The sequence below is a fragment of the Aminobacter sp. P9b genome, from assembly GCF_045345995.1.
Classification (GTDB): domain Bacteria; phylum Pseudomonadota; class Alphaproteobacteria; order Rhizobiales; family Rhizobiaceae; genus Aminobacter; species Aminobacter niigataensis.
This window is the reverse complement of the sequence record NZ_CP150082.1, coordinates 4566472-4593057: the sequence shown is the minus strand read 5'-3', so window position 1 is coordinate 4593057 and position 26586 is coordinate 4566472. Positions and strand designations below refer to the sequence as shown.

Here is a 26586-nt window from a genome sequence, read left to right as displayed (position 1 = left end):
GTCCGGCTGCGATGGACTTTTAGCCTGCCGCTGGCAGGGTCATCACAGCTCAGATAAAAAGGAGTCCCGCTGTGAAACCATTAATGTCCACCACTGTCGCGGCGATCGCGCTGCTTGCGGCGACCGGTCTTGGCCGGGCCGAAGGGCAGCTCAACATCTACAACTGGGGCAATTACACCAACCCCGAGGTCATCAAGAAATTCGAGGACAAGTACAAGGTCAAGGTGACGGTCACCGACTACGACTCGAACGAGACCGCGCTCGCCAAGGCACGCCAGGGCGGCAGCGGCTTCGACATCGTGGTTCCCTCGCAGACGCACCTGCCGATCTGGATCAACGAAGGCCTGCTGCTCGAAACCAATCCCGGCGGCATGGAGAACTTCAAGAACGTCGCGCCCGAATGGGCCAACCCCGAGTTCGACCTGGGCCGCAAATATTCGGTGCCGTGGGCCTGGGGCACCGTCGGCGTGGTGGTCGACACCGAGGCCTATAAGGGCGACATCAACAGCTGGAAGATCATTTTCGAGACGCCGGACGAGCTGAAGGGCAAGGTCAACGTCGTTCCCGAAATGAAGGACGTGGTCACGGCGGCCGTCCGCTATGTTGGCGGCGAACAGTGCACGACCGACAAGGAAGTGCTGAAGAAGGCGCGCGACCTGCTGGTTGCCGCCAAGCCCAACTGGGTGGCCATGGAATATGGCGCCGTCGACAAGATGAAGGCCGGCGACTTCAAGGCCTCCAGTACCTGGAACGGCGCAGGACTGCGTATCCGCCTGGAGCGTCCTGAAGTGCATTTCGGCTATCCGAAGGAAGGCTTCACCTATTGGAGCGACAACGTCGTCGTCCTCAAGGACGCCGCGAATGTCGAGAACGCGAAGCTGTTCCAGAACTTCATCATGGATCCCGAGGTCGCGGCCGGGCTTTCGGCGTTTCATCGCTATGCCAACGGCATTGCCGGATCGGAGAAATTCATGCCTGATGACATGAAGGATGCACCGGAGATCGTCATTCCGGAGGCCAGCAAGGCTCATGGCACGATGGCACTGATGTGCTCGCCGGAAGCCGATGCGCTCTACACCCGGATCTGGACCGATCTGCAGAAGTAAGTGACTTTTGCGATGGGGTTCGGCGTCCGCGCCGAACCCCAGAAACAGCGCGAGGGTGATGCCATGAGCTCCTACCGCAACAGCGAAACCGTGCCGCCGATCATGCAGGGCTCGCCGCCCAGGATGCCGTTGCCGAAAGCGGCGTGGGACATGCCGCCGTGGAACCGCTGGGCCTTCCAGCATGTACGCGAGATCGTGCCGACGGTGGAGGTGTGGCGCGGCGAGGGGCCGGTGCGTGCATTGCAACGCGCCGAAACCGACCTGGACGGGCTGGCGGTCGTTGACAGCGAGGGCAAGCCGACGACGCTTTCGGGCCTGCTCGACGAGACCTACACTGACGGCTTTCTGGTGCTCAAGGACGGCAACATCGCCTATGAACGCTATTTCAACGGCATGACGCCGCGCACGCCGCATCTGTCGCAATCGGTGGCCAAGTCTGTGACCGGCACCGTGTTCGGCATCCTTGCCGGCAGGGGTGTCGTCGATCCGAACAAGCTGGTGACCGACTATCTGCCGGAACTGGCAGCGACCGGCTGGAGCGGGGCCACCGTCCAGCATGTGCTCGACATGACCACCGGCGTGCGCTTCAGCGAGGCCTATACCGACTCCTATTCGGACATCGGCCAGGTCGATGTCGCCGGCGGCTGGAAGCCGGTTCCCGCTGATACGGACCCCAGCTTCCACTGGCCGCAGCATATGTTCGAACTTATCCTGCGCCTGACCGAAACCACGCGGCCGCATGGTGCTGCCTTCGAATACCGGTCGATCGAGACCGACGTTCTTGCCTTCGTCATGGAGCGGGCGACCGGCAAGCGGCTGGCGCAATTGGTTTCGGAAGAGCTGTGGCAGAAGATCGGCGCCGAGGAGAGCGCCTTCTTCACGGTCGACAGCGCCGGCTATGCGATAGCCGATGGCGGCTTCAACGCGACGCTGCGCGACTATGCCCGCTTCGGCCAGGCGATCCTGGAAGATGGCGCCGGTATCGTGCCCGCCGACTGGATTGCCGAGACGCGGAACGGCATGCACGGCCCGAACTTCAGCACTTCGATGCCGGAGGCCAGCTACCGCAACCAGTTCTGGATCGAGGATCCGCGCTCGCGCGCCCTGATGTGCCGGGGCGTGTTCGGGCAGCTGATCCATATCGACTGGGCGACCCGAATGGTGACGGTGAAGCTGTCGACCTGGCCTGACTTCACCTCCGTGCCCTATTCAGTGGCGACCTTGAAGGCCGTGCATGCAATCGCCGCCGCACTGGCCTGACGGGAATATTCAGCAGCAAGGAAAGATCATGACGTCATCCACCGCGTTCGAGCGCATGTTCGGCTTCGCCCGCAAGGACGTGAGCCTGGGCAACTGGCGCGAGCAGCCATACAATAGCTGGTCGTTCCAGAACGCTGGCGAGATGGTGCCGAGTGCGCGCATCGCCGCGCGCGAAGGCCTCGTCGAGGATGCGCCGATCGACCTTGGCGGGCTTCTCGATGATAGCGTTGCGATCAACGGCAATGACGAAACCGTCGCCGGCTTCCTCTTGCGCTCGTCGACCGATGCGCTGGCGGTGATGAAGAAGGGCCGTTTCGTCGGCGATTGGTTCGCGCCGACGATGAAACCCGATGCGCGGCACATCATCTTCTCCATCTCCAAATCGCTGACTGCGATCCTGGCCGGTGCGCTGGAAGGCGAAGGCAGGCTCGACCCGAACGCGTCGGTGACCGACTACGTGCCGGAAGCGGCAGGCTCGGTCTATGCCAATGCCACCGTGCGCCATGTGCTCGACATGACGGTTAGCCTCGACTTCGAAGAGGCCTATCTCGATCCCGAGAGCCTGTTTGCGCGCTATCGCCGCGCCACGATGTGGAACCCCGGCGGCGGGGCGGAATCGCTGCGTGAGTTTCTGGTCGCCCTGCAGCCGCTGGACGAACCGCATGGCCAGACCTTCCGCTACCGTTCGCCCAATTCCGACCTGCTCGGCATCATCGTCGAGCGCGCCTCCGGCCAGCGCTATGCCGAGCTGATGTCCGAGAGGTTGTGGAAGCCATTGGGCGCCAGGCGTGATGGCTTCGTCACCGTCGACAAGGAGGGTTCGGCGCGCGCCGCGGGCGGGGTTTCGGTTGCAGTGCGCGACCTTGCCCGCGTCGGCGAGATGATGCGGCAGGGCGGTGTGGCGGAGGGCCGACGGATCGTGCCGCAGGCCTGGGTCGACGATACGATCCATGGCGGCGACGCTGCCGTCTGGCAGCGCGGCACCATGACCAACCTGTTCGCCCACGGGCGCTATCGCAACAAGTGGTACCAGAGCGCCAACGCCAGCGGCGCCTATTGCGGCATCGGCATCCATGGCCAGTGGCTCTATGTCGACCCCAAGGCCGAGGTGGTGATTTCCAAGATGTCGTCGCAGGCGCTGCCGGTGGACGATCCGCTCGACCTCGACAATGTCGCGTTCTTCGAGGCGATCTGCGCAAGGGTTTGAGGGGTCGACCGGCTTCGAGCAGGCCCTCATCCGGCCGCTCCGCGGCCACCTTCTCCCGTTGGGGAGAAGAGGAAGGGCGGCGCCGTCTCAGATCTCCTCGCCCCACCGGGAGAGGTCACCCGAGCGTAGCGGAGGGTGGGTGAGGGGGCGCCCTTCTCACTCCACCGTCGAAAACCTGTATTCCGTTACCTGCGAATAGATCTCGCCCGGCCTGAGCACCGTGCTTGGGAAGTGCGGATGGTTGGCCGCATCGGGGAAGCGTTGCGGCTCGAGGCATAGCGCGCCGAAGCGGACGGGGTCGATGCCGCCGCGCAAAGGCGGGGCGACAGGCAGGAACGCGCCGTCGTAGAATTGCAGGCCGGGCTCCGTGGTCCAGAGATCGAGACGGATGCCTGAGCGGGACCCTTCCAGCCGGGCGGCGTGCCAGGGCTCGGGTGCCGGCTGCATGGCGAGCACGAAATTGTGGTCGTACGCCTGGTGAGCGTCGTCCTGGCCGTTGCGGATGGCGCGCAACCCACGGAAGTCGAAGACGGTATCGTCCACCGCCAGCACCTCGCCGGTCGGGATGCTCGCGGCATCGACCGGCGTATAGGCCTCGGCGGCGATCTTGAGGCGGTGGTCGAGGATCGAGCCTGAGCCGTCGAGGTTGAAATAGGCGTGGGCAGCGAGGTTCATCAGGGTCGGGGCGTCGGTGCGGCCGCCGAGCGCGATGCGCAGCCGGCCCTTGTCGAGCAAATATCGGCAGGTGAGGATGACCTTGCCGGGGTAGCCCTGGTCGCCGTCGGGCGAGGTCAGGCCGAGCAGGACGGAGTTTTCGCTGGCGTCGACGACCGTCCAGTTGCGGCGATAGACGCCGTCGCCACCGCCGTGGAGGTGGGTGCGCCCGGCCTCGTTGACGTCGAGCTGATGCTGGACACCGTCTAGGCTGAAACGGCCGCCGGCGATGCGGTTGGCGCAGCGTCCGGCGATGGCACCGAAATAGGCGCCATGGGCGAGATAGCCGTCGAGGCTGTCGAAGCCGAGGATGACCGAACGCGGACCGGCTGGCGTGGCGACCACGAGATCGGCGAGCGTGGCGCCGAAGGTGAGAACTGTGGCCTCGATGCCGTCGGCAGCAATGCTGACCGCTTCCACCATCGAGCCGTCGGGCATCCGACCGAATTCGCTGACCGCCATTGCTTGACACCTCCGCAGTCGGGGCAAGCGAGCCCCCGGGCAGGCGACCCGCCTCGCTCCAGAGTCCAGGAAAGCGGTCCGATTCTCAAGCGGCTTGCCCCCGAAAAAATCAGGCAGCGAGCAGGCTCTTCAGCTTGACGACTGAAGACTCCAGGGCCTCGGGATCGGGGCGGGCCGACTTGCCGATCAGCATCTCGGCGAGACGAATGTCGCGGGCGACCGTGTTGTCCGGGCCGATGCCACTGGCAGCAACGAGACGACCGTCATCCTTGAGGTGGAAGAGGATGAAGGCGCCGTCGCCGAGATCGCGGCGGACAGTGCGTTCGCCTTCGTCGGGCAGGCCGGCGATCTGCAGGGTGAGCCCGTACTGGTCGGACCAGAACCAGGGGACCGAGGCGTGGGCTTCCTCGGCGCCGAGCATGTTGCGGGCGGCAAGCGCGCCATGTTCCTGGGCGCTGCGCCATGCCTCGAGGCGGACGCGGCGGTCGCCATAGACGGCGAGCGGGAAGGAGCAGCAGTCGCCGGCGGCAAAGATTTGCGGGTCGCTGGTGCGCAGCCGGGCGTCGACGGAGATGCCGTTGTTGAGCGCCAAGCCGGCGGTTTCGGCAAGGGCGGTCACGGGGACGGCGCCGATGCCGATGATGGCGAGGTCGGCCACGACAGTCCGGCCGCTCGACAGCGCGATGCGAACCGAGTTGCCGTCGTCTTCGATGGCTGCGATGCCGTCGCCGCAGACGATCTCAACGCCTTCGGTGACGTGCCTCTGATGCACGATGGCGGCGATCTCTTCGGGTACGCCGCGCATGAGGATGCGGGGCTGCGCCTCGACGACCGTCACATCGGCGCCGAGTTTGCGGGCCGAGGCTGCGAGTTCGAGGCCGATGAAGCCACCGCCGACGATGGCGATGCGGACGCCTTCGCGCAAAAGCTGCCGGATCAGCAGCGCATCGTCGAAGGTGCGGAGATAGACGCAACGCGCGCCGAGGCCCGACATAGGCAACTTGCGCGGGATGGAACCGGTGGCCACCAGCAGCTTGTCGTAGGCCAGGTCGGAGCCATCGCCGAGGCGCACCGAGCGGTTGGCGCGGTCGATGGAGATGACGGTCGTCGAGCCCTTGAGGTCGATACGGTGTTCGGCCAGGCGGGCGGCATCGGCGATGGCCTTGATGGAGGGCGCCTCGCCACTTGTCATCGCCTCCTTGGAGAGCGGCGGCCGCTCATAGGGAAGGTGAGGCTCCGAGCCGACCAGCGTGATGCCGCCGCCGTAGCCTTCCTCGCGCAGGGCGAAGGCCGCGCGCGTGCCGCATTCGCCAGCGCCGATAATGACCATTCCCGCCGTCATGTCAGTTGCCCAGTTGGATGAAGACTTTGCCGGCGTCGACCTTGACCGGATAGGTCTGGAGGTTGACGCAGACGGGTGCGCCGCGGGTCGCCCCGGTCTTGTAGTTGAAGCGGCCGTTATGCTTGGGGCACTCGATGATGTCGCCCATGACCAGCCCCTGCGAGAGGTGGATCTGCTCGTGGGTGCACAGGCCGTCGGTGGCGAAGAATTCGTCCTCGGGACTGCGGTAGATGGCGAAGCTTTTGCCCGCATGGTCGAAGCGGATCACGTCTTCTTCGTCGATGTCGTCGGCCGCGCAGGCCTCGATCCAGTCGCTCATGGCTCTCTCCCTGGGATTTTGGAATACGGGGCGGCTGGGGGCCGCCGCCCCGGTGGGTGGCGCCTTGGGAGGCTATTCGGCGGCGAGGGCTGCCTCGCTGTGGAATTCCTCGCGGTAGGGCCGCGCAGTGGGGGGCAGCTCGCGCTTGATGAAATAGTCCTCGTTGCGGAGCTGGCGGACAAAGGCCGGCAGCATTTCCCGGTAGCCCGCCCACATGGAAGCGTTCGGCGCCGGCAGGTCGTGCCTGATCATCTCGTGCAGCTTCGGCAGCGCGTGATAGGGCACCATCGGGAACATGTGATGTTCGACGTGATAGTTCATGTTCCAGTAGATGAAGCGGCTGATCGGGTTCATCAGTACAGTGCGGCTGTTGAGGCGGTGGTCGACGACATTGTCGGCGAGGCCGCCATGCTGCAGCAGGCCGGTGAGCACATGGTGCCAGGCGCCGTAGAGGCGGGGCAGGCCGACCAGCATCAGCGGCAGCCACGAACCGAGATACACGGCGAGCGCGATGGTTGCCAGGTAGATGGCGAGCCAGATGCGGGCGAGGCGGATGGCCCTGGGCTGTTCGCTCTCGGGAATGAAGGTCTTCTCTTCCTTGCCGATCAGGCCGGCGGCGTTGCGGACCATGTCGACCATGGCGTGCCAGGCATCGATCAGGCCGAAGAAGTTGAGCACCACACGCAGAAGGTCCGGGGGGCGCATGACGGATATCTCGGGGTCGCGGCCGACGATGACAGTGTCGGTGTGGTGGCGGGTGTGGCTCCAGCGCCAGGTGACCGGGTTGCGCATGATCATGAAGCAGGCGATCTGGTAGACCGCGTCGTTCATCCACTGCGTCTTGAAGGCGGTGCCGTGGCCGCATTCATGCCAGCGGGCATCGGTGGCCGAGCCGTAGAGCACGCCATAGCAGAAGAAGAAGGGCACGCACCACCAACTGCCCCAAAGCGCGGCACCTGTGGCGCCGAAGGCAACGAGCAGGCCGAGCCAGATCGCGGTGTCGCGGATGGCCGGACCGTTGGAGCGCTGCATCAGCTCCTTCATCTGCTTGCGCGGTATGTCGGTGTGGTACCACTCGGCGGCGGCGAGGCCGCTCTCGACGGCGCGGCGCGCGCTCTCTCCCACAAGACTGTAGTCGCGCGCCGAAGGCGTGACGGTCATGGCTCTCTCCCTGGAAGTCGGGAACGGTTCCACGGTAGGCGTCGGAGATCGTTCACTGGAAGAATGGTAGCCTATGATGCGATTTTTTCAATCACGGCATGATAGTTTCTATCATTTTCTATCATGATGGTTTATCGTGAACGCAAATCCCGGGAGCGGATATGAGCAAGCGGCCCACCATCACCGATCTCGCCCGCGCATCGGGCGTCAGCGTCGCCACCGTCGACCGGGTGCTGAACGGGCGACTGCCGGTGCGCGAGGAGACGCAGCGCCGCGTCTATGAGGCTGCGACCGGCATCGGCTATCACGCTGCCGGGCTGATCGCGCAGCGCATGCGCAAGGAACTGCCGGAATACCGTCTCGGCTTCGTGCTGCTGCGCCCCAGGGACGTGTTCTACCGCGCCTTCGCCAGCGAGTTGGAAAGGGCGATCACACAGGCGCCCGGTTTCCGCGGCACCGCGGTCATCGACTTCGCAGAATCGCTCGCGCCGGAAGAGATCGTCGACAAACTGCGCCGTCTGGCTTCAAGCTGCGATGCCGTGGCGCTGGTCAGCCCCGACCATCCGACGGTCACGGCTGCGGTGGCGGAGGTGAAGGCGCGGGGAGTTCCCGTCTTTTCACTGCTGTCCGACTTCGCCACGGGCATTCGCGAGGGTTATGTCGGCATCGACAATCTCAAGGTCGGGCGGACGGCTGCCTGGATGATTTCCAGATGCGCGCGCAAGCCGGGCAAGGTGGCGCTGCTCGTCGGCAGCCACCGCTTCCATGGCCACGAGCTGCGCGAGATCGGCTTCCGCGCCTTCTTCCGCGAGCACGCGCCCGAGTTCACGGTGCTGGAGACCATCGTCAACCACGAGTCCTACGAGATCACGCATGAGGCTGTCGCCGGGCTGCTCGGTCAGCATGGCGATCTCGTCGGGTGCTATGTGGCCGGCGGCGGCATCGAAGGAGCGATCTCGGCGTTGCGGCAGGTGAGGCCCGATCCACTGCCGGTGCTGATCTGCAACGAGATCACCGTCGACACGCGCGCAGCACTCGCCGACAACCTTGCCGTCATGGCGATCGCGACGCCGCTCGCGCCGCTGTGCCGCGAGCTCGTCGGACTGATGGCGCATTCGATCGAGGAGGGGGCAGCCAACGCCCCCGGGCAGACCTTCCTGCCGTTCGACATCTATCTGCCCGAGAATGTCTGAGGATCAGCCCCTGAAGAGGCGGATGATGTTGCGTGGAATCCGCCGGATCTCTGCGGCAATCCGCTGGACCGGTGTCCTGACAGACCGCACCGCCGGTGGGGCATCCTTCGCCGCCAACTGGCCCGCCTGGGCCTGAAGTCGCCGGTTTGTCGTGGCCCGGTTGTGCTGGATCTCATCCCACGCAAGGCGGGCAGCAAGATCGGCGGATGCCTGCCGAATGTGGCTGCACCATCCGGGCGTGCCGCGCATCAGATCGGCAAATGTTTCCTGTTCGGTCCGGCCCGGACCAATCGGCACGCGCAGAGCACTCGGCCACCATGCCGCGGAATCGGCAATCGCAATGAACTCCGCCAACTGAGGCATGGCCGAATGCCTGGATGCCTTCCTGCGGGCGCTGAAATGCAGGACGGTCGGCGTCCGACAATAGACAATGCGTGATTGGGGATTGGCATCCAGGATGCGGTTCCACAGGCGCCAGTCTGCGGCGGAAGGCACATCCTCCGGCCATGCATCGCGATTTGGGAGGGCGTCGGCTCTGTAAAGGAAGCAACTCGCCGCAATGGTGTTGCCCCGGCGAAAGGCATCCATCTCGTCCTGAAACTCCAGATTGGTCAGGAAGGGCGCGACGATGCCATCAGTGGAGACCCAGAGCGCCTGGCTATAGGTGATGGCTGCACCGCTCTCCAGGCCGCGAAGCAGGGTTTCGAGATGGTCGGGGAACAGAAGGTCGTCGTCGGCCGCGAAGCCGATCAACTCGCCGCGCGATTCCCTCAGGGCGACGTTTCGATTGGCGTAGCCGAAATGCGGAGCCTTGGGCAGGTCGAAGTAGCGGATGCGCGGGTCGTCGAACCGCTTGACCGCCTGCGCCGTGCCGGGGATTGCACCGTCGCCGACAACCAAAAGTTCGAAATCCCCGAACGTCTGGTTGAGGACGGATTCCACGGCCAGCCCGACAACGTCCGGCCGGCAGTGCGTGGGCATCAAGATCGAGATGCGTGGACGACTCACCACCCAGTGGTGTCCCCGAAGCTGTAGGGAATAAGGTCCGTGTCGAGCGGAAGGCGATATTTGTCGGGGCTTGAATGATCGTACTGGATGGTCGGGAAATTGACCACGACCACGTCTGACGTGCCGATGTTGCGGTCCGCATGCCAGACGAACCTGGGCACATTGATCAAGCGCGGGCGACTGCCCGAGAGGTAGACCTTGCAAACCTTGCCGCAAGTGCTGGATTCGGGTCGTGGATCGTAAAGGACAAGCTCCAGTTCGCCGCTGATCACGAAGTAGCGGTCCTCATGCAGCTTGTGCAGGCCCCAGCCCTTCGCCATGCCTGGCCGGATCGTGAAGATATAGGAGAACACCAACGGGTCGGGATGCCATCCCCAACGCGGGTCAAACAACTCGGTGACGCTGCCGCGGTCATCGTCGTGGCGGATGCTGTCGTAGAACGACATGCCGTCAAGCAGAGGTGCCGTGCTGCGGCGCTGTTCATCGACGGTGCGTTGATCCTGCATGGCCGCGGCAAGAGTTGCCTCAAGGATGTTGTGGCGATTTTCGGGGCCAGCGCTCATGATCAAGCTCCTCCAGAGTGCGACACGGTTTGCCACGTGTGGCTCCGAAACACTACGGCCGTTGCAAAGGATTTGTGGTTCTCTGCGAGCGCGCGCCTATGCCCTTTGCCGCCGATGATGTTGAATCTATCAGAAATGATAGCTTGGAAGGTTGATGCGGCTTTGACCGGCTTGCAGAGAATGACGTATATCGCTCCACCATGATATGGAATAAATGTTCCGTTTTGGCTGGAGGAATTTCGCCGATGTCTGTCGTTTCGTTCGCCCTCAACCATATGGCCGCGCCGGAGCTGTCGATCGAGCGCTTTTTCGCGCTGGCCAAATCGCTCGGGATCACTTCCGTCGAAATCCGCAACGACCTGGCCGGCAACGCCATCATCGACGGCACGCCCGCCAGTGCGGTCCGCGCGTTGGCCGTGGAAAATGGAATATCCATAACGAGCATCAATGCGCTGCAGCGCTTCAACGAGTGGAATGCGACGCGCGAGGCGGAGGCGATAGAACTCGCCGACTACGCCCGCGACGTGGGCGCCCAGGCATTGGTGCTGGTGCCCGTCAATGACGGTACGGGGCAGGCCGATGGCGAGCGCCAGCGCAACCTCAGGACGGCGCTGGCCGCACTCAAGGCCATCCTCGGCGATCGCGGCGTGCGCGGCCTAGTCGAGCCGCTCGGCTTCGAGATCTGCTCGCTGCGCTCCAAGCGCGAGGCCGCCGAGGCCATCGAGGATGTCGACGGCACCGCTGCGTTCCGCATGGTGCATGACACGTTCCACCACCATCTTGCCGGCGAGCCGGACATCTTTCCGGGCATGACCGGATTGGTGCATATCTCGGGCGTCGACGATCCGACTGTCACAGTGCCGGATATGCGCGATCCGCATCGCGTGCTGGTCGATGCCGGCGACAGGCTGGACAATGTCGGCCAGATCCGAGCGTTGATCGCTGGCGGCTACCGGGGGCTCTTGTCGTTCGAGCCGTTCTCGCCGGTCGTGCAGAAGCTTGCCGACCCGCGCACAGCATTGGCCGAGAGCATCGAATTCATCCGCGCAAAGGTGTGAGGCATCGGCCGCGACTGGGTGATCTTGGTCAGGCCGGCTGCAGCCGGCCGACGCATGCTCTTTCACGTAAAGATTGATCGGGCAGCAATGGAATGCCTCTTGACGTTCATCCAGAATATGGAATAAACATTTCATAAATAAAAAACACGGCTCGAATATTCTGAAATCGGGCCGGCATCGGGAAGCGGGTGGCACATTTTGCATCGCGGAGGAGCGATGGTGTCGCTCGTAGAGGCGAGCCTGCGGCACGACCGCGGCTTCCGGCACAACGGGGTGCAGCCGGACACCATTGTTGGAGGAGAGTGATCATGAAGAAATTCTTGCTCGGCGCTGCCATTTCCGCGCTGATGGCCGGCTCTGCGTTTGCCGGCGACGTCGGTGTCAGCATGGCCAATTCGGACACCTTCCTGACTGTCCTGCGCAAGGGCATCGAGAAGTCCGCGGCCGATGCCAGCCAGCCGGTCGTCATCGAAATCGCCGACGACGACGTCAACAAGCAGCTCAGCCAGGTCCAGAACTTCATCGCCGCCAAGGTCGACGCCATCATCGTCAACCCGGTCGATACCTCGGCCACCGGGCCGATGACCAAGCTCGCCAACGACGCGGGCATTCCGATCGTCTATGTCAACCGCGAGCCGATCGACGTCGGAGCGCTGGGCGCGAAGGGCGCCTTCGTCGGCTCGAACGAAGTCGATTCCGGCACGCTGGAAACCAAGGAAGTCTGCCGTATCCTCAAGGAAGCCGGCAAGACCGAGGCGGGCATCCTGATCATGGTCGGCGACCTTGCCAACCAGGCAGCCGTGATGCGTACCAAGGACATCCATGACGTGAATGCCGGGAGCGAATGCGGCGTCAAGCTGAACGTCATCGACGAGCAGACCGCCGGCTGGGATCCGGTCAAGGCACAGGACCTGATGACTAACTGGATCGCTGCCGGCCACAAGCCGGACGCCGTCATCTCGAACAATGATAACATGGCCATCGGCGCCATCAACGCCATGAAGGCGGCCGGCTGGGACATGAAGGACGTGATCGTGGCCGGCGTCGACGCCACCCAGGAAGCGCTCGCCTACATGAAGGCCGGCGACCTCGACGTGACCGTGTTCCAGAACGCTGCGGCACAGGGCGGTGGTGCAGTCGAAACGGCCATGAAGCTCGCCAAGGGCGAAGCGGTGACGTCGCCTGTGTGGGTGCCGTTCGAGCTGGTGACCCCGGCGAATATGGACCAGTACACCACCAAGAACTGATATGATCTGACCAATGCGCCGTCGGCCAACGGCGGCGCATTTCCCCACAAGGACCACGCCCGCGCGAAAAGCCGGGCCGGCCTGGGAGGACCAATCCATGCAAAACACTGGCACGATGGAAGCGGCGCCTGCGGGCGGTGCCGCTGTAGACGGTGGCTATCTTCTCGAGGTCGAGAACGTCCGCAAGGAATTCCCGGGCGTCGTAGCCCTCGACAATGTCCAGTTGCGCCTCAAGCGCGGCAGCGTGCATGCATTGATGGGCGAGAACGGCGCCGGCAAATCGACGCTGATGAAGATCGTCGCCGGCATCTACACGCCCGATTCCGGCAGCTTCAAGCTGCGCGGCGAGGACATCAACCTCCGAGGCCCGCTCGACGCGCTCGAGCATGGCATCGCCATGATCCACCAGGAACTCAACCTGATGGCGCCGATGTCGGTGGCCGAGAACATCTGGATCCGCCGCGAGCCGCTGACCCGCCTCGGCTTCGTCGACCATGGCCAGATGCGCCGCAAGACGGCGGAACTGTTCAAGCGGCTCAACATCGACATCGACCCGGACGTGCAGGTGGGCACGCTTTCGGTCGCCAGCCGCCAGATGGTCGAGATCGCCAAGGCGGTGTCCTACGAATCCGACGTGCTGATCATGGACGAGCCGACTTCGGCGCTGACAGAGCGCGAGGTCGACCACCTGTTCACCATCATCCGGGCGCTGCGCGCCCAGGGCAAAGGCATCATCTACATCACCCACAAGATGAACGAGCTGTTCGAGATCGCCGACGAGTTCTCGGTGTTCCGCGACGGCAAGTATATCGCCACCAAGGCTTCGACGGAGGTCACCCGCGACGAGATCATCAGGATGATGGTGGGTCGCGAGATCACCCAGATGTTCCCGAAGGAAGAGGTGCCGATCGGCGACGTGGTGCTGTCGGTGAAGGGGCTGACGCTCAAGGGGGTGTTTTCGGACGTTTCCTTCGACGTGCGCGCCGGCGAGATCCTCGGCATCGCCGGGCTGGTCGGTTCGGGCCGTTCCAATATCGCCGAGACCGTGTTCGGGGTGACGCCGGCAAATGCCGGCACCATCGACCTGTTTGGAAAGCGGGTGCGCATCGACAGTCCGTCGACAGCAATGAAACACGGCATGGCTTTCCTGACCGAGGACCGCAAGGAAACCGGCTGCTTCCTGCTGCTCGACATCCAGGAAAACACCCAGATGGCTGTGCTGCAGTCGGGCTACGTCAAGAACGGCTTCGTCAAGCAGAAGCAGCTCGCCAAGGATTCGATGGAGATCAGCCAGGCGCTCAGGGTGAAGACGCCCGACATGGCCGAGCCGATCATCAATCTTTCCGGCGGCAACCAGCAAAAGGTGCTGATCGCGCGCTGGCTTCTGACCAAGCCGAAAATCCTCATCCTGGACGAGCCCACCCGCGGCATCGACGTCGGCGCCAAGGCCGAGATCCATCGCCTGATCTCCAAGCTCGCAGGACAAGGGGTGGGCGTCATCATGATCTCATCGGAGATGCCAGAGGTGCTTGGCATGAGCGACCGCATCATGGTGGTGCATGAGGGCCGCGTCACCGGCTTCCTCGATCGTGCCGAGGCCAGCCAGGTCAAGATCATGGAACTCGCGTCGCACTGACGGCGCCAACGAGCTCAAGGGTGGAAGAACCATGTCGACGAACGAGATTGCGAGCCCCGCAAACGTCATCGGTAGCAAGAAGCGCCTGCCGCCCGAGGTGTCGATCCTGGGCGTGCTGATCGGCATCGCCATCGTCTTCGAGATACTCGGCTGGATATTCGTCGGCGACAGCTTCCTCGCCAACAAGCAGCGCCTGTCGATCATCATCCTGCAGGTGTCGGTAATCGGCATCATCGCGGTGGGCGTGACGCAAGTCATCATCACCGCCGGCGTCGACCTGTCCTCGGGCTCGGTCGTCGGTCTTGCCGCGATGGTGGCGGCAAGCCTGGCGCAGACATCGGCCAATCCGCGCGCTGTCTATCCCGCGCTGACCGACATGTCGCCGATCTGGGCGATCCTCGCGGGTCTCGGCGTCGGCCTTCTCGCCGGTACCGTCAACGGGTCGCTGATCGCGAGAACCAAGATACCGCCATTCATTGCGACGCTCGGCATGATGGTGTCGGCGCGGGGTCTCGCCAAGTGGTACACGCTCGGCCAGCCGGTGGCGCTGCTCGACGACAGCTTCACCTGGTTCGGCAAGAGCTTCAACATTCTCGGCTTCCCGCTGCCGCTGCCGGTCATCGTCTTCCTGCTCGTCGCGGTCATCTTCCATATCGCGCTGACCTATACCCGCTACGGCAAGTTCACCTATGCGATCGGCGCCAACCCGCAGGCGGCGCGCGTGTCGGGCATCAATATCGGCGGCCACCTGGTCAAGGTCTATGCCATCGCCGGCCTGCTTTCGGGCCTGGCAGGGGTGATGACCGCGGCGCGTGCCGCCTCCGGCCAACCGGGCATGGGCGTGGCCTACGAACTCGATGCGATTGCTGCGGCGGTCATCGGCGGCACCTCGCTTTCCGGCGGCGTCGGACGCATCACCGGCACTGTCATCGGCACGATCATCCTGGGCGTGCTGACTTCGGGCTTCACCTTCCTCAAGGTCGGTGCCTACTATCAGGAAATCATCAAGGGCATCATCATCGTGGCGGCCGTGATCATCGACCAGCACCGCCAGAACAAGCGCAAGAAGGCTTGAAGCAAACCCGGGTCGCCCGTCATCCCGTCAGCGGGTGGCCCCATCCCTACAGATCAAGATTGCAGGCCCGGACGGCGCGGGCCAAGGAAATGAGGTTGTCATGACAGTTCGGTTCGGTGTCCTGGGTGCAGGCCGCATCGGCAAGGTCCACGCCAAGGCCGTGGCTTCCAATCCACAGGCGAAGCTGGTTGCGGTGGCAGATGCTTCTGAAAAAGCCGCCAACGATCTTGCGGGGGCCTATGGCTGCGAGGTCCGTTCCATCGACCAGATCGAGAAGGCGTCGGACATCGATGCGGTGGTGATCTGCACACCGACCGATACGCACGCCGACCTGATCGAGCGCTTCGTGCTCGCCGGCAAGGCGGTGTTCTGTGAAAAGCCGATCGACCTCGACGCTGCCCGTGTCGAAAAATGCCTGGGGGTGGTCGAGAAGGCCGGCGGCACGCTGATGGTCGGCTTCAACCGGCGCTTCGATCCGCATTTCGCCGCCGTGCGCAAGGCGATCGACGACGGCGCCATCGGCAAGGTCGAGCAGGTGGTCATCACCTCGCGCGACCCCGGCCCGCCGCCGGCGGAGTACATCACTCGCTCTGGCGGCATCTTCCGCGACATGACCATCCACGATTTTGACATGGCGCGCTTCCTGCTCGGCGAAGAGCCGGTGGCGGTGACGGCGACGGCCTCGGTGCTGGTCGACAAGAAGATCGGCGAGCTCGGCGATTTCGACAGCGTCTCGGTGATCCTTGTCACTGCCAGCGGCCGGCAGTGCGTGATCAGCAATTCGCGCCGCGCTACCTATGGCTACGACCAGCGCATCGAGGTGCACGGTTCCGACGGCATGGTTTCGGCCGAGAACCAGCGTGCCGTTTCGATCGAGGTCGCGGGGGCGCTTGGCTACACTCGTCCGCCGCTGCACGACTTTTTCATGACCCGATATACGGAGGCCTATGCCGCCGAGATCGCGGCCTTCATCGCCTCGGTGACCAAGGGCACCAAGATCTCGCCGGATGGCAAGGACGGCCTGATGGCGCTCAAGCTGGCGGATGCGGCGCTGAAATCGGCCAAGGAAGGCAAGACCGTACGGCTTTAGGCCAACGGGCGACAGTCGCCTCGGGGCAATTGGCTCCGGGGCGCACAAGCGCAATCAGTTGATGGAATGAAAATTCCGGTTTGCTGATTATTGGAATTGAAATTGCATTGTGTGGCCTGCTATCTGATTTTGTGGGCAGGCCGGCGCGGCGGAGCGACCGGGAGGACAAAATGACCGACCCCAAGAACCAGCCTGTACTCGACGTCATCACCATCGGGCGCGCGTCGGTCGACCTCTATGGGCAGCAGACCGGATCGCGGCTGGAGGACGTGGCGTCCTTTGCCAAGTCGGTCGGCGGCTGCCCGGCCAACATCGCCATCGGCACGGCCAGGCTCGGCCTGCGCTCGGCTTTGCTGACTCGCGTCGGCGACGAGCATATGGGTCGCTACATCCGCGAGCAGATGCTGCGCGAGGGCGTGTCCGACAAGGGGCTGGTGACCGACAAGGAACGGCTGACGGCGCTGGTGCTGTTGTCTGTCGAGAACGACAAGACGTTTCCGTTGATCTTCTACCGCGAGAACTGCGCCGACATGGCGCTGAATGAAGATGACATCGACGCTGATTTCGTCCGTTCGGCTCGCGCCATCGTCGTCACCGGCACGCATTTCTCGCGTCCGACCACCGACGCAGCGCAGCGCAAGGCGATGAAGCTGATCAAGCAGGCCGGCGGCAAGGTGGTGTTCGACATCGACTACCGCCCGAACCTCTGGGGCCTTGCCGGCCACGCCGCCGGCGAGAGCCGCTACATCGCTTCCGACAAGGTGTCGAACCATCTCAAGGGCGTGCTGGCCGATTGCGACCTGATCGTCGGCACCGAGGAAGAGGTGATGATCGCCTCCGGCGAGAGCGAATTGCTCGATGCGCTGAAGACCATCCGGGCGCTGTCTTCGGCGACCATCGTACTCAAGCGCGGGCCGATGGGCTGCATCGTCTATGACGGGCAGATCACCGACGACCTCGAAGCCGGCATCGTCGGCAAGGGGTTTCCGATCGAGGTCTACAACGTGCTGGGTGCGGGTGATGCCTTCATGTCCGGTTTCCTGCGCGGCTGGCTGGGCGGCGAAAGCCTGGCTGTGGCTGCGACCTGGGCCAATGCCTGCGGCGCCTTCGCCGTGTCGCGGCTGCTGTGCTCGCCGGAGATCCCGACCTTCGAGGAGTTGCAGTTCTTCCTGAAGAACGGCAGCACGGAGCGGGCGCTGCGAAAGGACGAGGCGATCAATCACGTGCATTGGGCGACGACGCGCCGGCACGAGATCCCGTCGATGATGGCGCTCGCCTGTGATCACCGCATCCAGCTGGAAGACATCGCCGCCCGCACCGGCGCCGATGTCCAGCGCATCCGCGACTTCAAGGTGCTGGCGGTGAAGGCCGCAGCCAAGGTGGCCGATGGGCGTGACGGCTATGGCATGCTGATCGACGAGAAGTTCGGCCGCGAGGCGATGTTCGAATTCGCCCGCCATCCGTTCTCGTGGATGGGTCGGCCGGTGGAACTGCCGGGTTCGCGGCCGCTGCGTTTCGAGTTCTCGCAGGACATCGGCTCGCAGCTGGTCGAATGGCCGCTCGATCACACCATCAAGTGCCTGTGCTTCTACCATCCCGACGACCCGGCCGAGCTGAAGACCGAGCAGCAGCAGAAGCTGCGCACGCTGTTCGAGGCGGCGCGGAAAGTGGGGCGCGAGCTGCTGATCGAGATCATCGCCGGCAAGCATGGCAAGCTTGCCGAGGACACCATTTCACGCGCGCTCGAGGAACTCTACGCGCTCGGCATCAAGCCTGACTGGTGGAAGCTCGAGCCGCAGGCTTCGGCGGCAGCATGGAAGAAGATCGAGGCGGTCATCACCAACAACGACCCTTATTGCCGCGGCGTGGTGCTGCTCGGGCTCGAGGCGCCGCTGGCCGAGCTGGAAGTGGCGTTTGCCGCCACCGCCGACGCGCCGGTGGTCAAGGGTTTTGCCGTGGGCCGCAGCATCTTCGCCCATGCGGCGGAGGAGTGGATGGGCGGGCGGATGAACGACCAGGCGGCGGTCGACGACATGGCCCAGCGTTTCGAACAGCTGACCAAGGCATGGCTTGCGGCGCGGGACCGTCGGGCGGCATAAATCGAATGACAGCTGAAGCGAGGCCGGCATCCCCTGGATGCACTGCTCCAGCGGGAGGAGAAGAGATGACCAAGACCGTTCGCCTGACCATGGCGCAGGCCCTGACGCGCTACCTGACGCGGCAGATGACCGTGATCGACGACAACATGGTGCCGCTGTTCGGCGGCGTGTGGGCGATCTTCGGTCATGGCAACGTCGCCGGCATCGGCGAGGCGCTCTATCAGGTGCGCGAGGAACTGCCGACCTATCGCGCCCACAACGAGCAGGCGATGGCGCATGCGGCGATTGCCTACGCCAAGGCCAATTTCCGCCAGCGGATGATGGCGGCGACGAGCTCCATCGGACCCGGCGCGGTCAACATGGTGACTGCGGCAGCACTCGCCCATGTCAACCGCCTGCCGGTGCTGCTGCTGCCCGGCGACGTGTTCGCCAACCGCGTGCCCGATCCTGTGCTGCAGCAGGTCGAGGACTTCGGCGACGGCACGGTCTCGGTCAATGACTGCTTCCGTCCGGTATCGCGCTATTTCGACCGCATCACCCGACCCGAGCAGATCATTCCCGCACTGGCGCGTGCGATGCAGGTACTGACCGATCCGGCCGAATGTGGGCCGGTGACCCTGTCGCTATGCCAGGACGTGCAGGCCGAGGCCTATGACTATCCCGAGAGCTTCTTTGCCGAGCGCGTGTGGACGCTGCGCCGGCCGCGGCCCGACCGCGATGAACTGGCTGTGGTGGCCGAGGTGCTGAAGGCGGCGAAGAAGCCGCTGATCGTGGCAGGCGGCGGCGTGCTCTATTCCGGCGCTTCGGAAGAACTCGACCGCTTCGTCGCGGCGACAGGCATCCCGGTCTGCGAGACGCAGGGCGGCAAGTCTTCTCTGACCGACGAGCATGCGCTCAACATGGCGGCGGTGGGCGTGACCGGCACGTCGGCGGCAAATCGCCTGGCCGAAGAGGCCGATGTGGTGCTGGCGGTCGGCACGCGCCTGCAGGACTTCACCACAGGCTCGTGGTCGCTGTTCAAGAACGCTGGCAAGACCATCATCGGGCTCAACGTACAATCGTTCGACGCTGGCAAGCACATGGCGCTGCCGCTGGTCTCGGACGCGAAAGAAGGGCTCACTGAGCTGGGTGCCGCGGTTGCCGGCTACAAGGCGCCGGCGTCGTGGACCGAGAACGCCAAGGCCGGCAAGGCCGAGTGGCGCAAGGCGGCGGCCAAGGTGACGGCTGCGACCAACGTCGCACTGCCGTCGGACGCGCAGGTGATCGGTGCCGTGCAGCGCACGCTGGGCTCCGACGTGATCGTGCTGCATGCGGCCGGCGGCCTGCCGGGCGAAATGCACAAGCTGTGGCAGGCCGGCGGACCCGGCTCCTACCACTCCGAATACGGCTTCTCCTGCATGGGCTATGAAATTGCCGGCGGGCTGGGCGCCAAGATGGCGCGGCCGGACAAGGAGGTCGTCATCATGATCGGCGACGGCTCCTATCTGATGCTGAACTCGGAGATCGCGACATCCGTCATGCTCGGGCTGAAGCTGACGATCGTGCTGCTCGACAACCGCGGGTATGGCTGCATCAACCGGCTGCAGATGGCCACCGGCGGGGCCAACTTCAACAACCTTCTGCGCGATACGAAGCACGAAATGCTGCCCGACATCGACTTCCTGGCGCATGCGAAAAGCCTGGGCGCGAATGCCGAGAAGGCGGCATCGATCGCCGACCTGGAAGCCGCACTCGAACGGGCGCGCAAGAGCGACAGGACGACGGTGGTGCTGATCGACACCGACCCGCTGATCTCGACCGGCGAGGGTGGCCACTGGTGGGACGTCGCCGTGCCGGAAGTGAGCGCCCGCGCGGAGGTCAACGCCGCCCGCAAGGGCTATGAGGAAAAGCTCAAGCTGCAGCGCGTGGGCGATTGAGGAGTTTACCCTCCCCCTTGTGGGGAGGGTCGGCGCGAAGCGACGGGGTGGGGGTGCCCGGCGTCGCGCTCTTTCATCATTACCCCCACCCGCGCCTGCGGCGCGAACTCCCCACAAGGGGGAGGTGAGAATGGAGAACTGACGTGAAAGCCAAACTGGGCATGTCCCCCATCGCATGGTGGAACGACGATCTTGCGGAACTGAGCGATGACGTGTCGCTGGAGGAATGCCTGCGCCAGTCGCGCTCGGCCGGCTTCACCGGCATGGAGCAGGGGCGCCGTTTCCCGAGCACGCCGGAGGCCATGCTGCCGATCCTCAAGGCCGCCGATGTGACGCTCTGCGGCGGCTGGTTCTCCGGCACGCTGGTCAATGAGGATATTGTCGCCAACAAGGATCGCATCCAGCCGATGATCGACCTGTTCAAGGCTGTTGACGCGCCCTGCATCGTCTATGGCGAGGTCGGCCGCTCGATCCAGGGCGACCGCTCGAAGCCGCTGGCCACCAAGGCGGTGCTGTCCGACGACGAGATGAAGGCCTATGCCCGCAAGCTGACAGCGTTCGGCGAATGGTGTGCCGAGCAGGGCATGCCGCTGTCCTATCACCACCACATGGCGGCTGTGGTGCAGTTCGAGCATGAGCTCGACGCTTTCATGAAGCATTCGGGCGAGGGCATCCCGCTGCTGCTCGATGCCGGGCATCTCGCATTCGCCGGCGGCGACGTGCTGCGCGCCATCGACAATCACCACAAGCGCATCAGCCACGTGCATGTGAAGGACGTGCGCATGGACGTCATCAAGGCGCTCGACTGGACCAAGCAGTCGTTCCTCGATGCGGTGGCGCTGGGTGCCTTCACCGTGCCCGGCGACGGCTCGCTCGACTTCGGCAAGATCGTGCAGAAATTCGCCGATTACGGCTATGAGGGCTGGTTCGTCGTCGAGGCCGAGCAAGATCCCAGGAAGAACCCGCCACTGAAGATGGCGCAGGTCGGCCATGCCGAGCTGATGCGGGTGATGACGGCCGCCGGCTACACTGTCGAAACGCAGGGTTTTCCCGCTGCATGACCCCGAAAATCGACAGTGATTTTCGGAAGAGGTCATGCGCCGATTCAAAGTGTTACGGCGTCCTTTGCGCGTCTCCGACGCGCGGCGCCGTAATGCTTGAGGCCGATCGCCGAGCCGGTTACGATCCGCTTGATTTGATCGGCAAGGCGGTGCGCAATTGATGAACGACCAGAACCACCCGTTCCTGAAGCCGCTGTGGCGGCGCATTGCGCTGGTTGCGTTCTGCGCTGCGTGGTCGGTGTTCGAGTTCGTGACCGGAGCGGCGTTCTGGGGCACGCTTGCCGGGGGCATGGCGGCACTCGGCGCCTACCAGTTCCTGTACGCCTACAAGCCTGGTGACGACGCCGCCACCGACAAGGAGTGAGAGACCATGTCGAAACTTCTGATCAAGCCGAAGCATGGCACGGGGCGGGTGACTCATGTCACGCCGGAGACGGCTGGCTGGACCTATGTCGGTTTCGACCTGCACAAGCTGGAACCCGGCGACACCTATGGCGACTGGACCGCAGACCGCGAAACCTGCCTGGTTCTGGTTTCCGGCAAGGCGCATGTCCGGGTCGGCGAAGACGATCTCGGCACGCTGGGCGAACGCATGTCGCCCTTCGAAGGCAAGCCGTGGTCGGTGTACGTACCTGCCGGCGGCGACTGGTCGGTGCGGGCCGAGACGAATGTCGAGCTGGCAGTGTGCACGGCGCCGGGGCTGGGCGGCAACCTGCCGGTGCGGATCATCGGGCCCGACGACGTCAAGCAGGAGGTACGCGGCAAGGGTACCAACACCCGGTATGTGACCAACATCCTGCCGGAAGGCGAACCGGCGGATTCGCTGCTGGTGGTGGAGGTCATCACGCCCGGCGGCCACACCTCGAGCTATCCGCCGCACAAGCACGACGAAGACAACCTGCCGGCTGAGTCACTGCTGGAGGAGACCTACTACCACCGGCTCAACCCGCCGCAGGGCTTTGCCTTCCAGCGCGTCTACACCGAGTTCAACGATGCCGGCCACCGCGATATCGACGAGGCGATGGCGGTCGAGGACGGCGACGTGACGCTGGTGCCCAAGGGCTATCACCCCTGTGCTGCCTGCCACGGCTACGATCTCTACTACCTCAACGTCATGGCAGGGCCGAAGCGGACGTGGAAGTTCCACAACGCCAAGGAACACGAGTGGCTGCTGAAGGCCTGACCGCCCAAGGCCAACAATCCGGAAGCGAGGACGAACGATGGCACGCAACAGGCCAACGGTCGCGGATCTGCGCGCGCTCAAAGGCAAGCGCCAACTGTCGAAGCTCAGGGTGACGACGCTGGAGGAGGCGGAAGCGGCCGAGCGCGCCGGCATCGATCTGCTGTCGGTCACCTATGGGCTGATGCTCGACCCGCGTTTCCGCGATGCGGCGCCGACCTGCTTTGCGGTGCCCGGCGACGAATATGGCATGATGGGGGCTACGACCGACGAGATCCTGCGCACGGCGGTCAAGCTCAAGGTGGCGAGCGCCGACGCTGTCTATTGCTCGGCAAGCCTGCAGACCATCCGGCGCCTGGCCGACGAGCACATCCCGGTCTGCGGCCATGTCGGGCTGATTCCTATCCATTCGACCTGGACGGGCGGGTTCCGCGCGGTGGGCAAGACCGCCGAGACGGCAGCGCTCGTCTGGAAGCAGATCAAGGATCTGGAAGACGCCGGCGCGTTCGCCGCCGAGATCGAGGTCGTGCCTGCGGAGGTTGCGAGCGCCATCTCGAAGCGTACGCCACTGGTGATGATCTCGATGGGGGCGGGCGCCGGCTGCGATGCGCAGTATCTCTTCGCCGAGGACGTGCTCGGCCTCAATCGCGGCCCCTATCCGCGTCATGCCAAGGTTTATCGCAACCTTGCCGCCGAATATGGCCGCATCCAGCAGGAGCGGATTGCGGCATTTGCCGAATACGCCACCGACATTGCCAGCGGCGCCTATCCAGATGCCAGCCATAGGGTAGGCATCGACGCGGAGGAAATGCGCAAGTTCGAGGATTTTCTGAGCGGGCAGGCCTAGGCCTGCCCGCTCCGGAAGGCGGTTCGCATTCCAGCGCCCTAGAGCGCGGTACTCAGAACTCGCGTCGCCGCCTTCCTATCCGGATTGAGCATGATGTAGCTCGGCCGGTTTTCAAATTTCAGCCGCTTGAGCATTGCCCTGGTCTTGGCCAGCAGCGTGTCGTCGCGCGATGCGGCCTCAAGCTTGTGCTGCAATCCTTCCAGCGTTTCGATGGCTTCCTCGCTGCGTTCGAGTGCCGCGAGGCTCCTGGCCAGCGAGAATTCGGCGCCTACGAAATCGGGTGCAAGCGACAACACCGTGCGGAATGCATCCGCTGCCTCGATGTGTCGAGACAGAGCTTGCATCTCCATTCCCAGCCTGAGCCATGCTTTCGATGAACTGGGCACCGAAGTTGCGAGGGTTTGGAAATGTGCCAAAGCTTCGCGGTGCTCGCCCTTGGATGACAGCAGCTGGCCAATGCCATAGAGCGCGCGTGAATGAGTGGCTTCGCTGGCAAGGATTTGACGGTATCCGTTTTCCGCCCTTGCCAGTTGTCCCTCCTGGTGGAAGCGGGTGACCTCGGCGAAGATGCTGCCGAGCGAGCGAGGGTCGAGCCGGTCGCCGGCATTGCGGCCGCTCTTTGTGTAGATCATCGCGCAGTTGACCTTGCTCTCGGTCACGCCGAACGCGAATTTGTACGGCTCGTCGCCGCGCAGGAAGTCGTAGGTGGTGAGGCCGTTCTCGATAGCCAGCTTGATGCAATGGCCATGCAGGATCAGGCCGGTCGGGATGGAGGTCACGGCCTCGTCGCGACCGGCCATGAAGAACAGCAAGGCCTTCTTGACCGAGTCGACAAAGATGGCGAGCGCGCCCAGCGGCCGGTCGCCTTGCCAGAGGACTGGCAGGAACAGCGTGCCGTTCTTGAAGCTTTCCCTCAGCACGCGGCGGTTGTTATGCAGGATGCCCGCCAGCCGGTCTCCCTTGCGCGCGCCCCATTTCACCCGCCACAACTCCAGCAGCGTGTCGATGTCGCGCTCGTAGGTGGTGGCGTCGGCCCGGGCGATGCGCAATTCGCCGGCATCGATCTTGCGCATGAAGCGCCGCAGCTTCTGGCGGGTGTTGGTGCTGAGCACATTGTCGAGATAGCCGTCGAACGTATCGGGCAGGGCGGCCGAGAAGCAGCGGCAATTGTCGACGTTGTCGGCGGCATTGACGCGACTGAACTCGCGCATCGCAAAGATGTCGCGCGAGAACTGGCCAATGAACGCGAAGACGCGTTCCCGTGACATGCGCAGGTTCTCGAGATTGAGCCGTGCCCAGCCCATCTGGGCGACGTGCCGGCCAAACGCCTTCAATGCCTCTTCGGCATGCAAGGGATCGCAGATCGCGCCGGTGTAGTCGGCAGCATTGTTGCCGGCCATGCTGATCTCGTTGAAGAACAGCCCGGTCTTGCCGCTCATGCGGGTGCGCATGCGCAAGGGCATCAGCGCGACATAGGGCGAACCTGGATTGCCGAGACGGGCCGCGAGCACGAACCAGGCGCCCTTGTAGAAGCGCATGTACGGCACTAGCCAGTTCCAAGAGACAAAGAACTGTGCCTCCGGATCGGCCTCGTAGAGGCGCTCCCAGTCCTTCTGCACCTTCGCCAGCGTATCAAGATCGGTAATGACATCGACCTGCATCTGCATCCCCCTCAAAGTCATGGCTTGCCCCTGGTTCACCGCTCCATGAATGCGCGCGACATGCTGTCGGCGATTGGCTTGGTCAGATATCTGAAGAAAGTCCGTTCCTCGGTCTGGACCAAAACCTCCGCCGGCATGCCGGGCGTTGGCGAGAAGCTGTGAACACGTGAGATCTGGTCCGGCGACAGGCTGATGCGGGCGACATAGACTTCGCGTGCCACGGGACCCGAGGTGTCGGGAAGGGCGTCGGCGGAGACGTAGATCACCTGGCCGTCGAGCACCGGCGTGGTGCGCCGGTTGAGCGCGGTGAGCCGCACCGTGGCAAGTTGTCCGACACGCACATTGTCGATGTCGGTGCGCGAGATCAGCGTCTCGATGACCAGCGGAACATTGGACGGCAGGATCTCGACGATCGGCTTGCCGCTTTCGATGACACCGCCGGAGGTGTGATAGTACATGCGCACGATGGTACCGGCGACGGGTGCGTTGATCGTCACGCGGTTGAGCACGCTCTTGGCCTGGCGCAGCTGTTCGCGGATGGTATCGAGATCGCCCTCGAGGTTCTGCAACTGTTCGAGCGCCGCCTGCTTGTAGGCTTCCTGGGCCTGAGTGATCTGCTGGTCGAGCTTGATGATCTCGGAGCCGATCTCGGAAACCTCGGCGCCGAGGCGGCCGATCTGACCCTCGGCGTCGGCCATGGCGCGCTGGATCGCCTTGATCTCGGTTGCCCGCAGCAGGCCCTTGTCGAGCAGCGACTTCTTGCCGGCATATTCTTCCTTCATCAGGGCGAGCTGCCGTTGCACCGCGTCGTGCTGTTGCTGGTAGCCGTCCGCGCGATAGCGGTAGGCGGCAATGTTCTGCTTCAGCAGGCCGATTTCGCTTTGCAGCTTGCCGCGTGCGGCGGTGAAATTCAGTTGCTGGCCGTCGACGATCGGCTTGATCTCCGGATCGTCGATGTTGTCGGTGACATTCTTGGGAAAGGTGATCTCCGGCGCGCCGTTGATCTCGGCATTCAGCCGCGCGGCGATGGCGTCCAGCCGCACCTGGCGCAGGAACAGCTGCCGCTCGTTGGCTTGCGCTGCCGTTTCGTCGAGGCGCACCAGTGGCTGGTCGTAGCGGACACGGTCGCCTTCGCTGACCAGCAGTTCCTTGATGATGCCGCCTTCCAGGTGCTGCACGATCTTGTTCTGGCCGGCTGCCACGAACGAGCCCTGGGCGATGATTGCCGCTGCAAGCGGGGCGGTGAAGGCCCAGGTGCCGAAGCCGCCGAAGGTAAGGGCGATGAGCAACAGGCCGACCTTGGTCTGCTTGCCGATCGAGCGCGGTACCTCGGAGTACCATTCGAGATCGTGGACCTTTACGACTGCCGTGTCGCTCATGA

General features: G+C 64.1%; 23 protein-coding genes. 15 read left to right on the top strand and 8 right to left on the bottom strand.

Features of this window, described 5'->3' with window-relative positions; all coding sequences use genetic code 11:
* Positions 1-83: 83 nt before the first annotated feature.
* From WHT83_RS22645 to WHT83_RS22635, 3 genes are all read left to right on the top strand, one after another.
* Positions 84-1106 (top strand): extracellular solute-binding protein, encoded by a 1023-nt coding sequence (locus WHT83_RS22645; RefSeq protein WP_108607165.1) that lies wholly within the window; start codon positions 84-86, stop codon positions 1104-1106.
* Positions 1107-1169: 63 nt separating this feature from the next.
* Entirely contained in the window at positions 1170-2366 is a 1197-nt protein-coding gene (locus WHT83_RS22640) for a serine hydrolase domain-containing protein (protein WP_406874041.1), read from the top strand.
* A gap of 28 nt (positions 2367-2394) precedes the next feature.
* Positions 2395-3573: a serine hydrolase domain-containing protein gene (locus tag WHT83_RS22635; protein WP_406872461.1), complete on the top strand. Its 1179-nt coding sequence runs from the start codon at positions 2395-2397 to the stop codon at positions 3571-3573.
* 156 nt (positions 3574-3729) lie between these two features.
* On the opposite strand, the gene WHT83_RS22630 is transcribed toward WHT83_RS22635, so the two are convergent.
* The 4 genes from WHT83_RS22630 to WHT83_RS22615 form a co-directional block, all read right to left on the bottom strand.
* The gene (locus WHT83_RS22630) at positions 3730-4749 is read right to left on the bottom strand and encodes an aldose epimerase family protein (protein WP_406872460.1); all 1020 of its coding nucleotides are present in this window, start codon (positions 4747-4749) and stop codon (positions 3730-3732) included.
* Between the two features lie 109 nt (positions 4750-4858).
* Positions 4859-6091 carry an NAD(P)/FAD-dependent oxidoreductase gene (locus WHT83_RS22625; protein WP_406872459.1) on the bottom strand — a complete coding sequence of 411 codons (1233 nt, stop codon included), beginning with the start codon at positions 6089-6091 and terminating at the stop codon, positions 4859-4861.
* A gap of 1 nt (position 6092) precedes the next feature.
* A complete protein-coding gene (locus tag WHT83_RS22620) occupies positions 6093-6410 on the bottom strand; it encodes a MocE family 2Fe-2S type ferredoxin (RefSeq protein ID WP_406872458.1) in 318 nt (105 codons plus the stop codon).
* Positions 6411-6482: 72 nt separating this feature from the next.
* Complete coding sequence (locus WHT83_RS22615; protein WP_406872457.1) at positions 6483-7571, bottom strand: fatty acid desaturase family protein; 1089 nt, start codon at positions 7569-7571, stop codon at positions 6483-6485.
* Positions 7572-7732: 161 nt separating this feature from the next.
* On the opposite strand from WHT83_RS22615, the gene WHT83_RS22610 reads away from it, so the two are divergent.
* On the top strand, positions 7733-8764 hold the full coding sequence (locus tag WHT83_RS22610; protein WP_406872456.1) for a LacI family DNA-binding transcriptional regulator: 1032 nt from the start codon (positions 7733-7735) through the stop codon (positions 8762-8764).
* 3 nt (positions 8765-8767) lie between these two features.
* Here the strand turns inward: WHT83_RS22610 and WHT83_RS22605 are convergent, their stop codons facing one another.
* Both WHT83_RS22605 and WHT83_RS22600 read right to left on the bottom strand, forming a co-directional pair.
* Positions 8768-9772: a glycosyltransferase family 2 protein gene (locus WHT83_RS22605; RefSeq protein ID WP_406872455.1), complete on the bottom strand. Its 1005-nt coding sequence runs from the start codon at positions 9770-9772 to the stop codon at positions 8768-8770.
* Entirely contained in the window at positions 9769-10335 is a 567-nt protein-coding gene (locus WHT83_RS22600; RefSeq protein WP_406872454.1) for a dTDP-4-dehydrorhamnose 3,5-epimerase, read from the bottom strand. Before WHT83_RS22600 ends, WHT83_RS22605 begins: the two co-directional genes overlap by 4 nt.
* Before the next feature lie 245 nt (positions 10336-10580).
* Between WHT83_RS22600 and WHT83_RS22595 the strand changes: the two genes are divergently transcribed.
* From WHT83_RS22595 to WHT83_RS22545, 11 genes are all read left to right on the top strand, one after another.
* On the top strand, positions 10581-11393 hold the full coding sequence (locus tag WHT83_RS22595; RefSeq protein ID WP_406872453.1) for a TIM barrel protein: 813 nt from the start codon (positions 10581-10583) through the stop codon (positions 11391-11393).
* Between the two features lie 308 nt (positions 11394-11701).
* Positions 11702-12640, top strand: coding sequence for a substrate-binding domain-containing protein (locus tag WHT83_RS22590; protein WP_108607174.1), 939 nt, complete (start codon positions 11702-11704; stop codon positions 12638-12640).
* A 97-nt stretch (positions 12641-12737) separates the two neighbouring features.
* Entirely contained in the window at positions 12738-14276 is a 1539-nt protein-coding gene (locus WHT83_RS22585) for a sugar ABC transporter ATP-binding protein (RefSeq protein ID WP_108607175.1), read from the top strand.
* 31 nt (positions 14277-14307) lie between these two features.
* Positions 14308-15351 carry an ABC transporter permease gene (locus tag WHT83_RS22580; RefSeq protein ID WP_108607176.1) on the top strand — a complete coding sequence of 348 codons (1044 nt, stop codon included), beginning with the start codon at positions 14308-14310 and terminating at the stop codon, positions 15349-15351.
* A gap of 100 nt (positions 15352-15451) precedes the next feature.
* Positions 15452-16441 carry an inositol 2-dehydrogenase gene (gene iolG / locus WHT83_RS22575; protein WP_406872452.1) on the top strand — a complete coding sequence of 330 codons (990 nt, stop codon included), beginning with the start codon at positions 15452-15454 and terminating at the stop codon, positions 16439-16441.
* Between the two features lie 170 nt (positions 16442-16611).
* On the top strand, positions 16612-18540 hold the full coding sequence (iolC, locus tag WHT83_RS22570; protein ID WP_406872451.1) for a 5-dehydro-2-deoxygluconokinase: 1929 nt from the start codon (positions 16612-16614) through the stop codon (positions 18538-18540).
* 65 nt (positions 18541-18605) lie between these two features.
* Complete coding sequence (iolD, locus tag WHT83_RS22565; RefSeq protein WP_406872450.1) at positions 18606-20456, top strand: 3D-(3,5/4)-trihydroxycyclohexane-1,2-dione acylhydrolase (decyclizing); 1851 nt, start codon at positions 18606-18608, stop codon at positions 20454-20456.
* Positions 20457-20599: 143 nt separating this feature from the next.
* A complete protein-coding gene (gene iolE / locus WHT83_RS22560) occupies positions 20600-21517 on the top strand; it encodes a myo-inosose-2 dehydratase (protein ID WP_406872449.1) in 918 nt (305 codons plus the stop codon).
* Positions 21518-21677: 160 nt separating this feature from the next.
* Entirely contained in the window at positions 21678-21881 is a 204-nt protein-coding gene (locus WHT83_RS22555) for a hypothetical protein (protein ID WP_108607180.1), read from the top strand.
* 6 nt (positions 21882-21887) lie between these two features.
* Positions 21888-22700: a 5-deoxy-glucuronate isomerase gene (gene iolB / locus WHT83_RS22550; protein WP_108607181.1), complete on the top strand. Its 813-nt coding sequence runs from the start codon at positions 21888-21890 to the stop codon at positions 22698-22700.
* Between the two features lie 37 nt (positions 22701-22737).
* Positions 22738-23544 carry a 3-methyl-2-oxobutanoate hydroxymethyltransferase gene (locus tag WHT83_RS22545; protein WP_108607182.1) on the top strand — a complete coding sequence of 269 codons (807 nt, stop codon included), beginning with the start codon at positions 22738-22740 and terminating at the stop codon, positions 23542-23544.
* 38 nt (positions 23545-23582) lie between these two features.
* Here the strand turns inward: WHT83_RS22545 and WHT83_RS22540 are convergent, their stop codons facing one another.
* Both WHT83_RS22540 and WHT83_RS22535 read right to left on the bottom strand, forming a co-directional pair.
* Positions 23583-25226 (bottom strand): GNAT family N-acetyltransferase, encoded by a 1644-nt coding sequence (locus tag WHT83_RS22540; RefSeq protein WP_406872448.1) that lies wholly within the window; start codon positions 25224-25226, stop codon positions 23583-23585.
* A gap of 14 nt (positions 25227-25240) precedes the next feature.
* Positions 25241-26584 carry an HlyD family type I secretion periplasmic adaptor subunit gene (locus tag WHT83_RS22535; protein ID WP_108607183.1) on the bottom strand — a complete coding sequence of 448 codons (1344 nt, stop codon included), beginning with the start codon at positions 26582-26584 and terminating at the stop codon, positions 25241-25243.
* Positions 26585-26586: the final 2 nt, after the last annotated feature.

What these genes read in the sequence shown, in the direction of transcription:
- WHT83_RS22645 (WP_108607165.1), top strand. Translation starts at nt 84, where the DNA reads ATGTCCACCACTGTCGCGGCGATCGCGCTGCTTGCGGCGACCGGTCTT.
- WHT83_RS22640 (WP_406874041.1), top strand. Translation starts at nt 1,170, where the DNA reads ATGAGCTCCTACCGCAACAGCGAAACCGTGCCGCCGATCATGCAGGGC.
- WHT83_RS22635 (WP_406872461.1), top strand. Translation starts at nt 2,395, where the DNA reads ATGACGTCATCCACCGCGTTCGAGCGCATGTTCGGCTTCGCCCGCAAG.
- WHT83_RS22630 (WP_406872460.1), bottom strand. Translation starts at nt 4,749, where the DNA reads ATGGCGGTCAGCGAATTCGGTCGGATGCCCGACGGCTCGATGGTGGAA.
- WHT83_RS22625 (WP_406872459.1), bottom strand. Translation starts at nt 6,091, where the DNA reads ATGACGGCGGGAATGGTCATTATCGGCGCTGGCGAATGCGGCACGCGC.
- WHT83_RS22620 (WP_406872458.1), bottom strand. Translation starts at nt 6,410, where the DNA reads ATGAGCGACTGGATCGAGGCCTGCGCGGCCGACGACATCGACGAAGAA.
- WHT83_RS22615 (WP_406872457.1), bottom strand. Translation starts at nt 7,571, where the DNA reads ATGACCGTCACGCCTTCGGCGCGCGACTACAGTCTTGTGGGAGAGAGC.
- WHT83_RS22610 (WP_406872456.1), top strand. Translation starts at nt 7,733, where the DNA reads ATGAGCAAGCGGCCCACCATCACCGATCTCGCCCGCGCATCGGGCGTC.
- WHT83_RS22600 (WP_406872454.1), bottom strand. Translation starts at nt 10,335, where the DNA reads ATGAGCGCTGGCCCCGAAAATCGCCACAACATCCTTGAGGCAACTCTT.
- WHT83_RS22595 (WP_406872453.1), top strand. Translation starts at nt 10,581, where the DNA reads ATGTCTGTCGTTTCGTTCGCCCTCAACCATATGGCCGCGCCGGAGCTG.
- WHT83_RS22590 (WP_108607174.1), top strand. Translation starts at nt 11,702, where the DNA reads ATGAAGAAATTCTTGCTCGGCGCTGCCATTTCCGCGCTGATGGCCGGC.
- WHT83_RS22585 (WP_108607175.1), top strand. Translation starts at nt 12,738, where the DNA reads ATGCAAAACACTGGCACGATGGAAGCGGCGCCTGCGGGCGGTGCCGCT.
- WHT83_RS22580 (WP_108607176.1), top strand. Translation starts at nt 14,308, where the DNA reads ATGTCGACGAACGAGATTGCGAGCCCCGCAAACGTCATCGGTAGCAAG.
- iolG (WP_406872452.1), top strand. Translation starts at nt 15,452, where the DNA reads ATGACAGTTCGGTTCGGTGTCCTGGGTGCAGGCCGCATCGGCAAGGTC.
- iolC (WP_406872451.1), top strand. Translation starts at nt 16,612, where the DNA reads ATGACCGACCCCAAGAACCAGCCTGTACTCGACGTCATCACCATCGGG.
- iolD (WP_406872450.1), top strand. Translation starts at nt 18,606, where the DNA reads ATGACCAAGACCGTTCGCCTGACCATGGCGCAGGCCCTGACGCGCTAC.
- WHT83_RS22555 (WP_108607180.1), top strand. Translation starts at nt 21,678, where the DNA reads ATGAACGACCAGAACCACCCGTTCCTGAAGCCGCTGTGGCGGCGCATT.
- iolB (WP_108607181.1), top strand. Translation starts at nt 21,888, where the DNA reads ATGTCGAAACTTCTGATCAAGCCGAAGCATGGCACGGGGCGGGTGACT.
- WHT83_RS22545 (WP_108607182.1), top strand. Translation starts at nt 22,738, where the DNA reads ATGGCACGCAACAGGCCAACGGTCGCGGATCTGCGCGCGCTCAAAGGC.
- WHT83_RS22540 (WP_406872448.1), bottom strand. Translation starts at nt 25,226, where the DNA reads ATGACTTTGAGGGGGATGCAGATGCAGGTCGATGTCATTACCGATCTT.
- WHT83_RS22535 (WP_108607183.1), bottom strand. Translation starts at nt 26,584, where the DNA reads ATGAGCGACACGGCAGTCGTAAAGGTCCACGATCTCGAATGGTACTCC.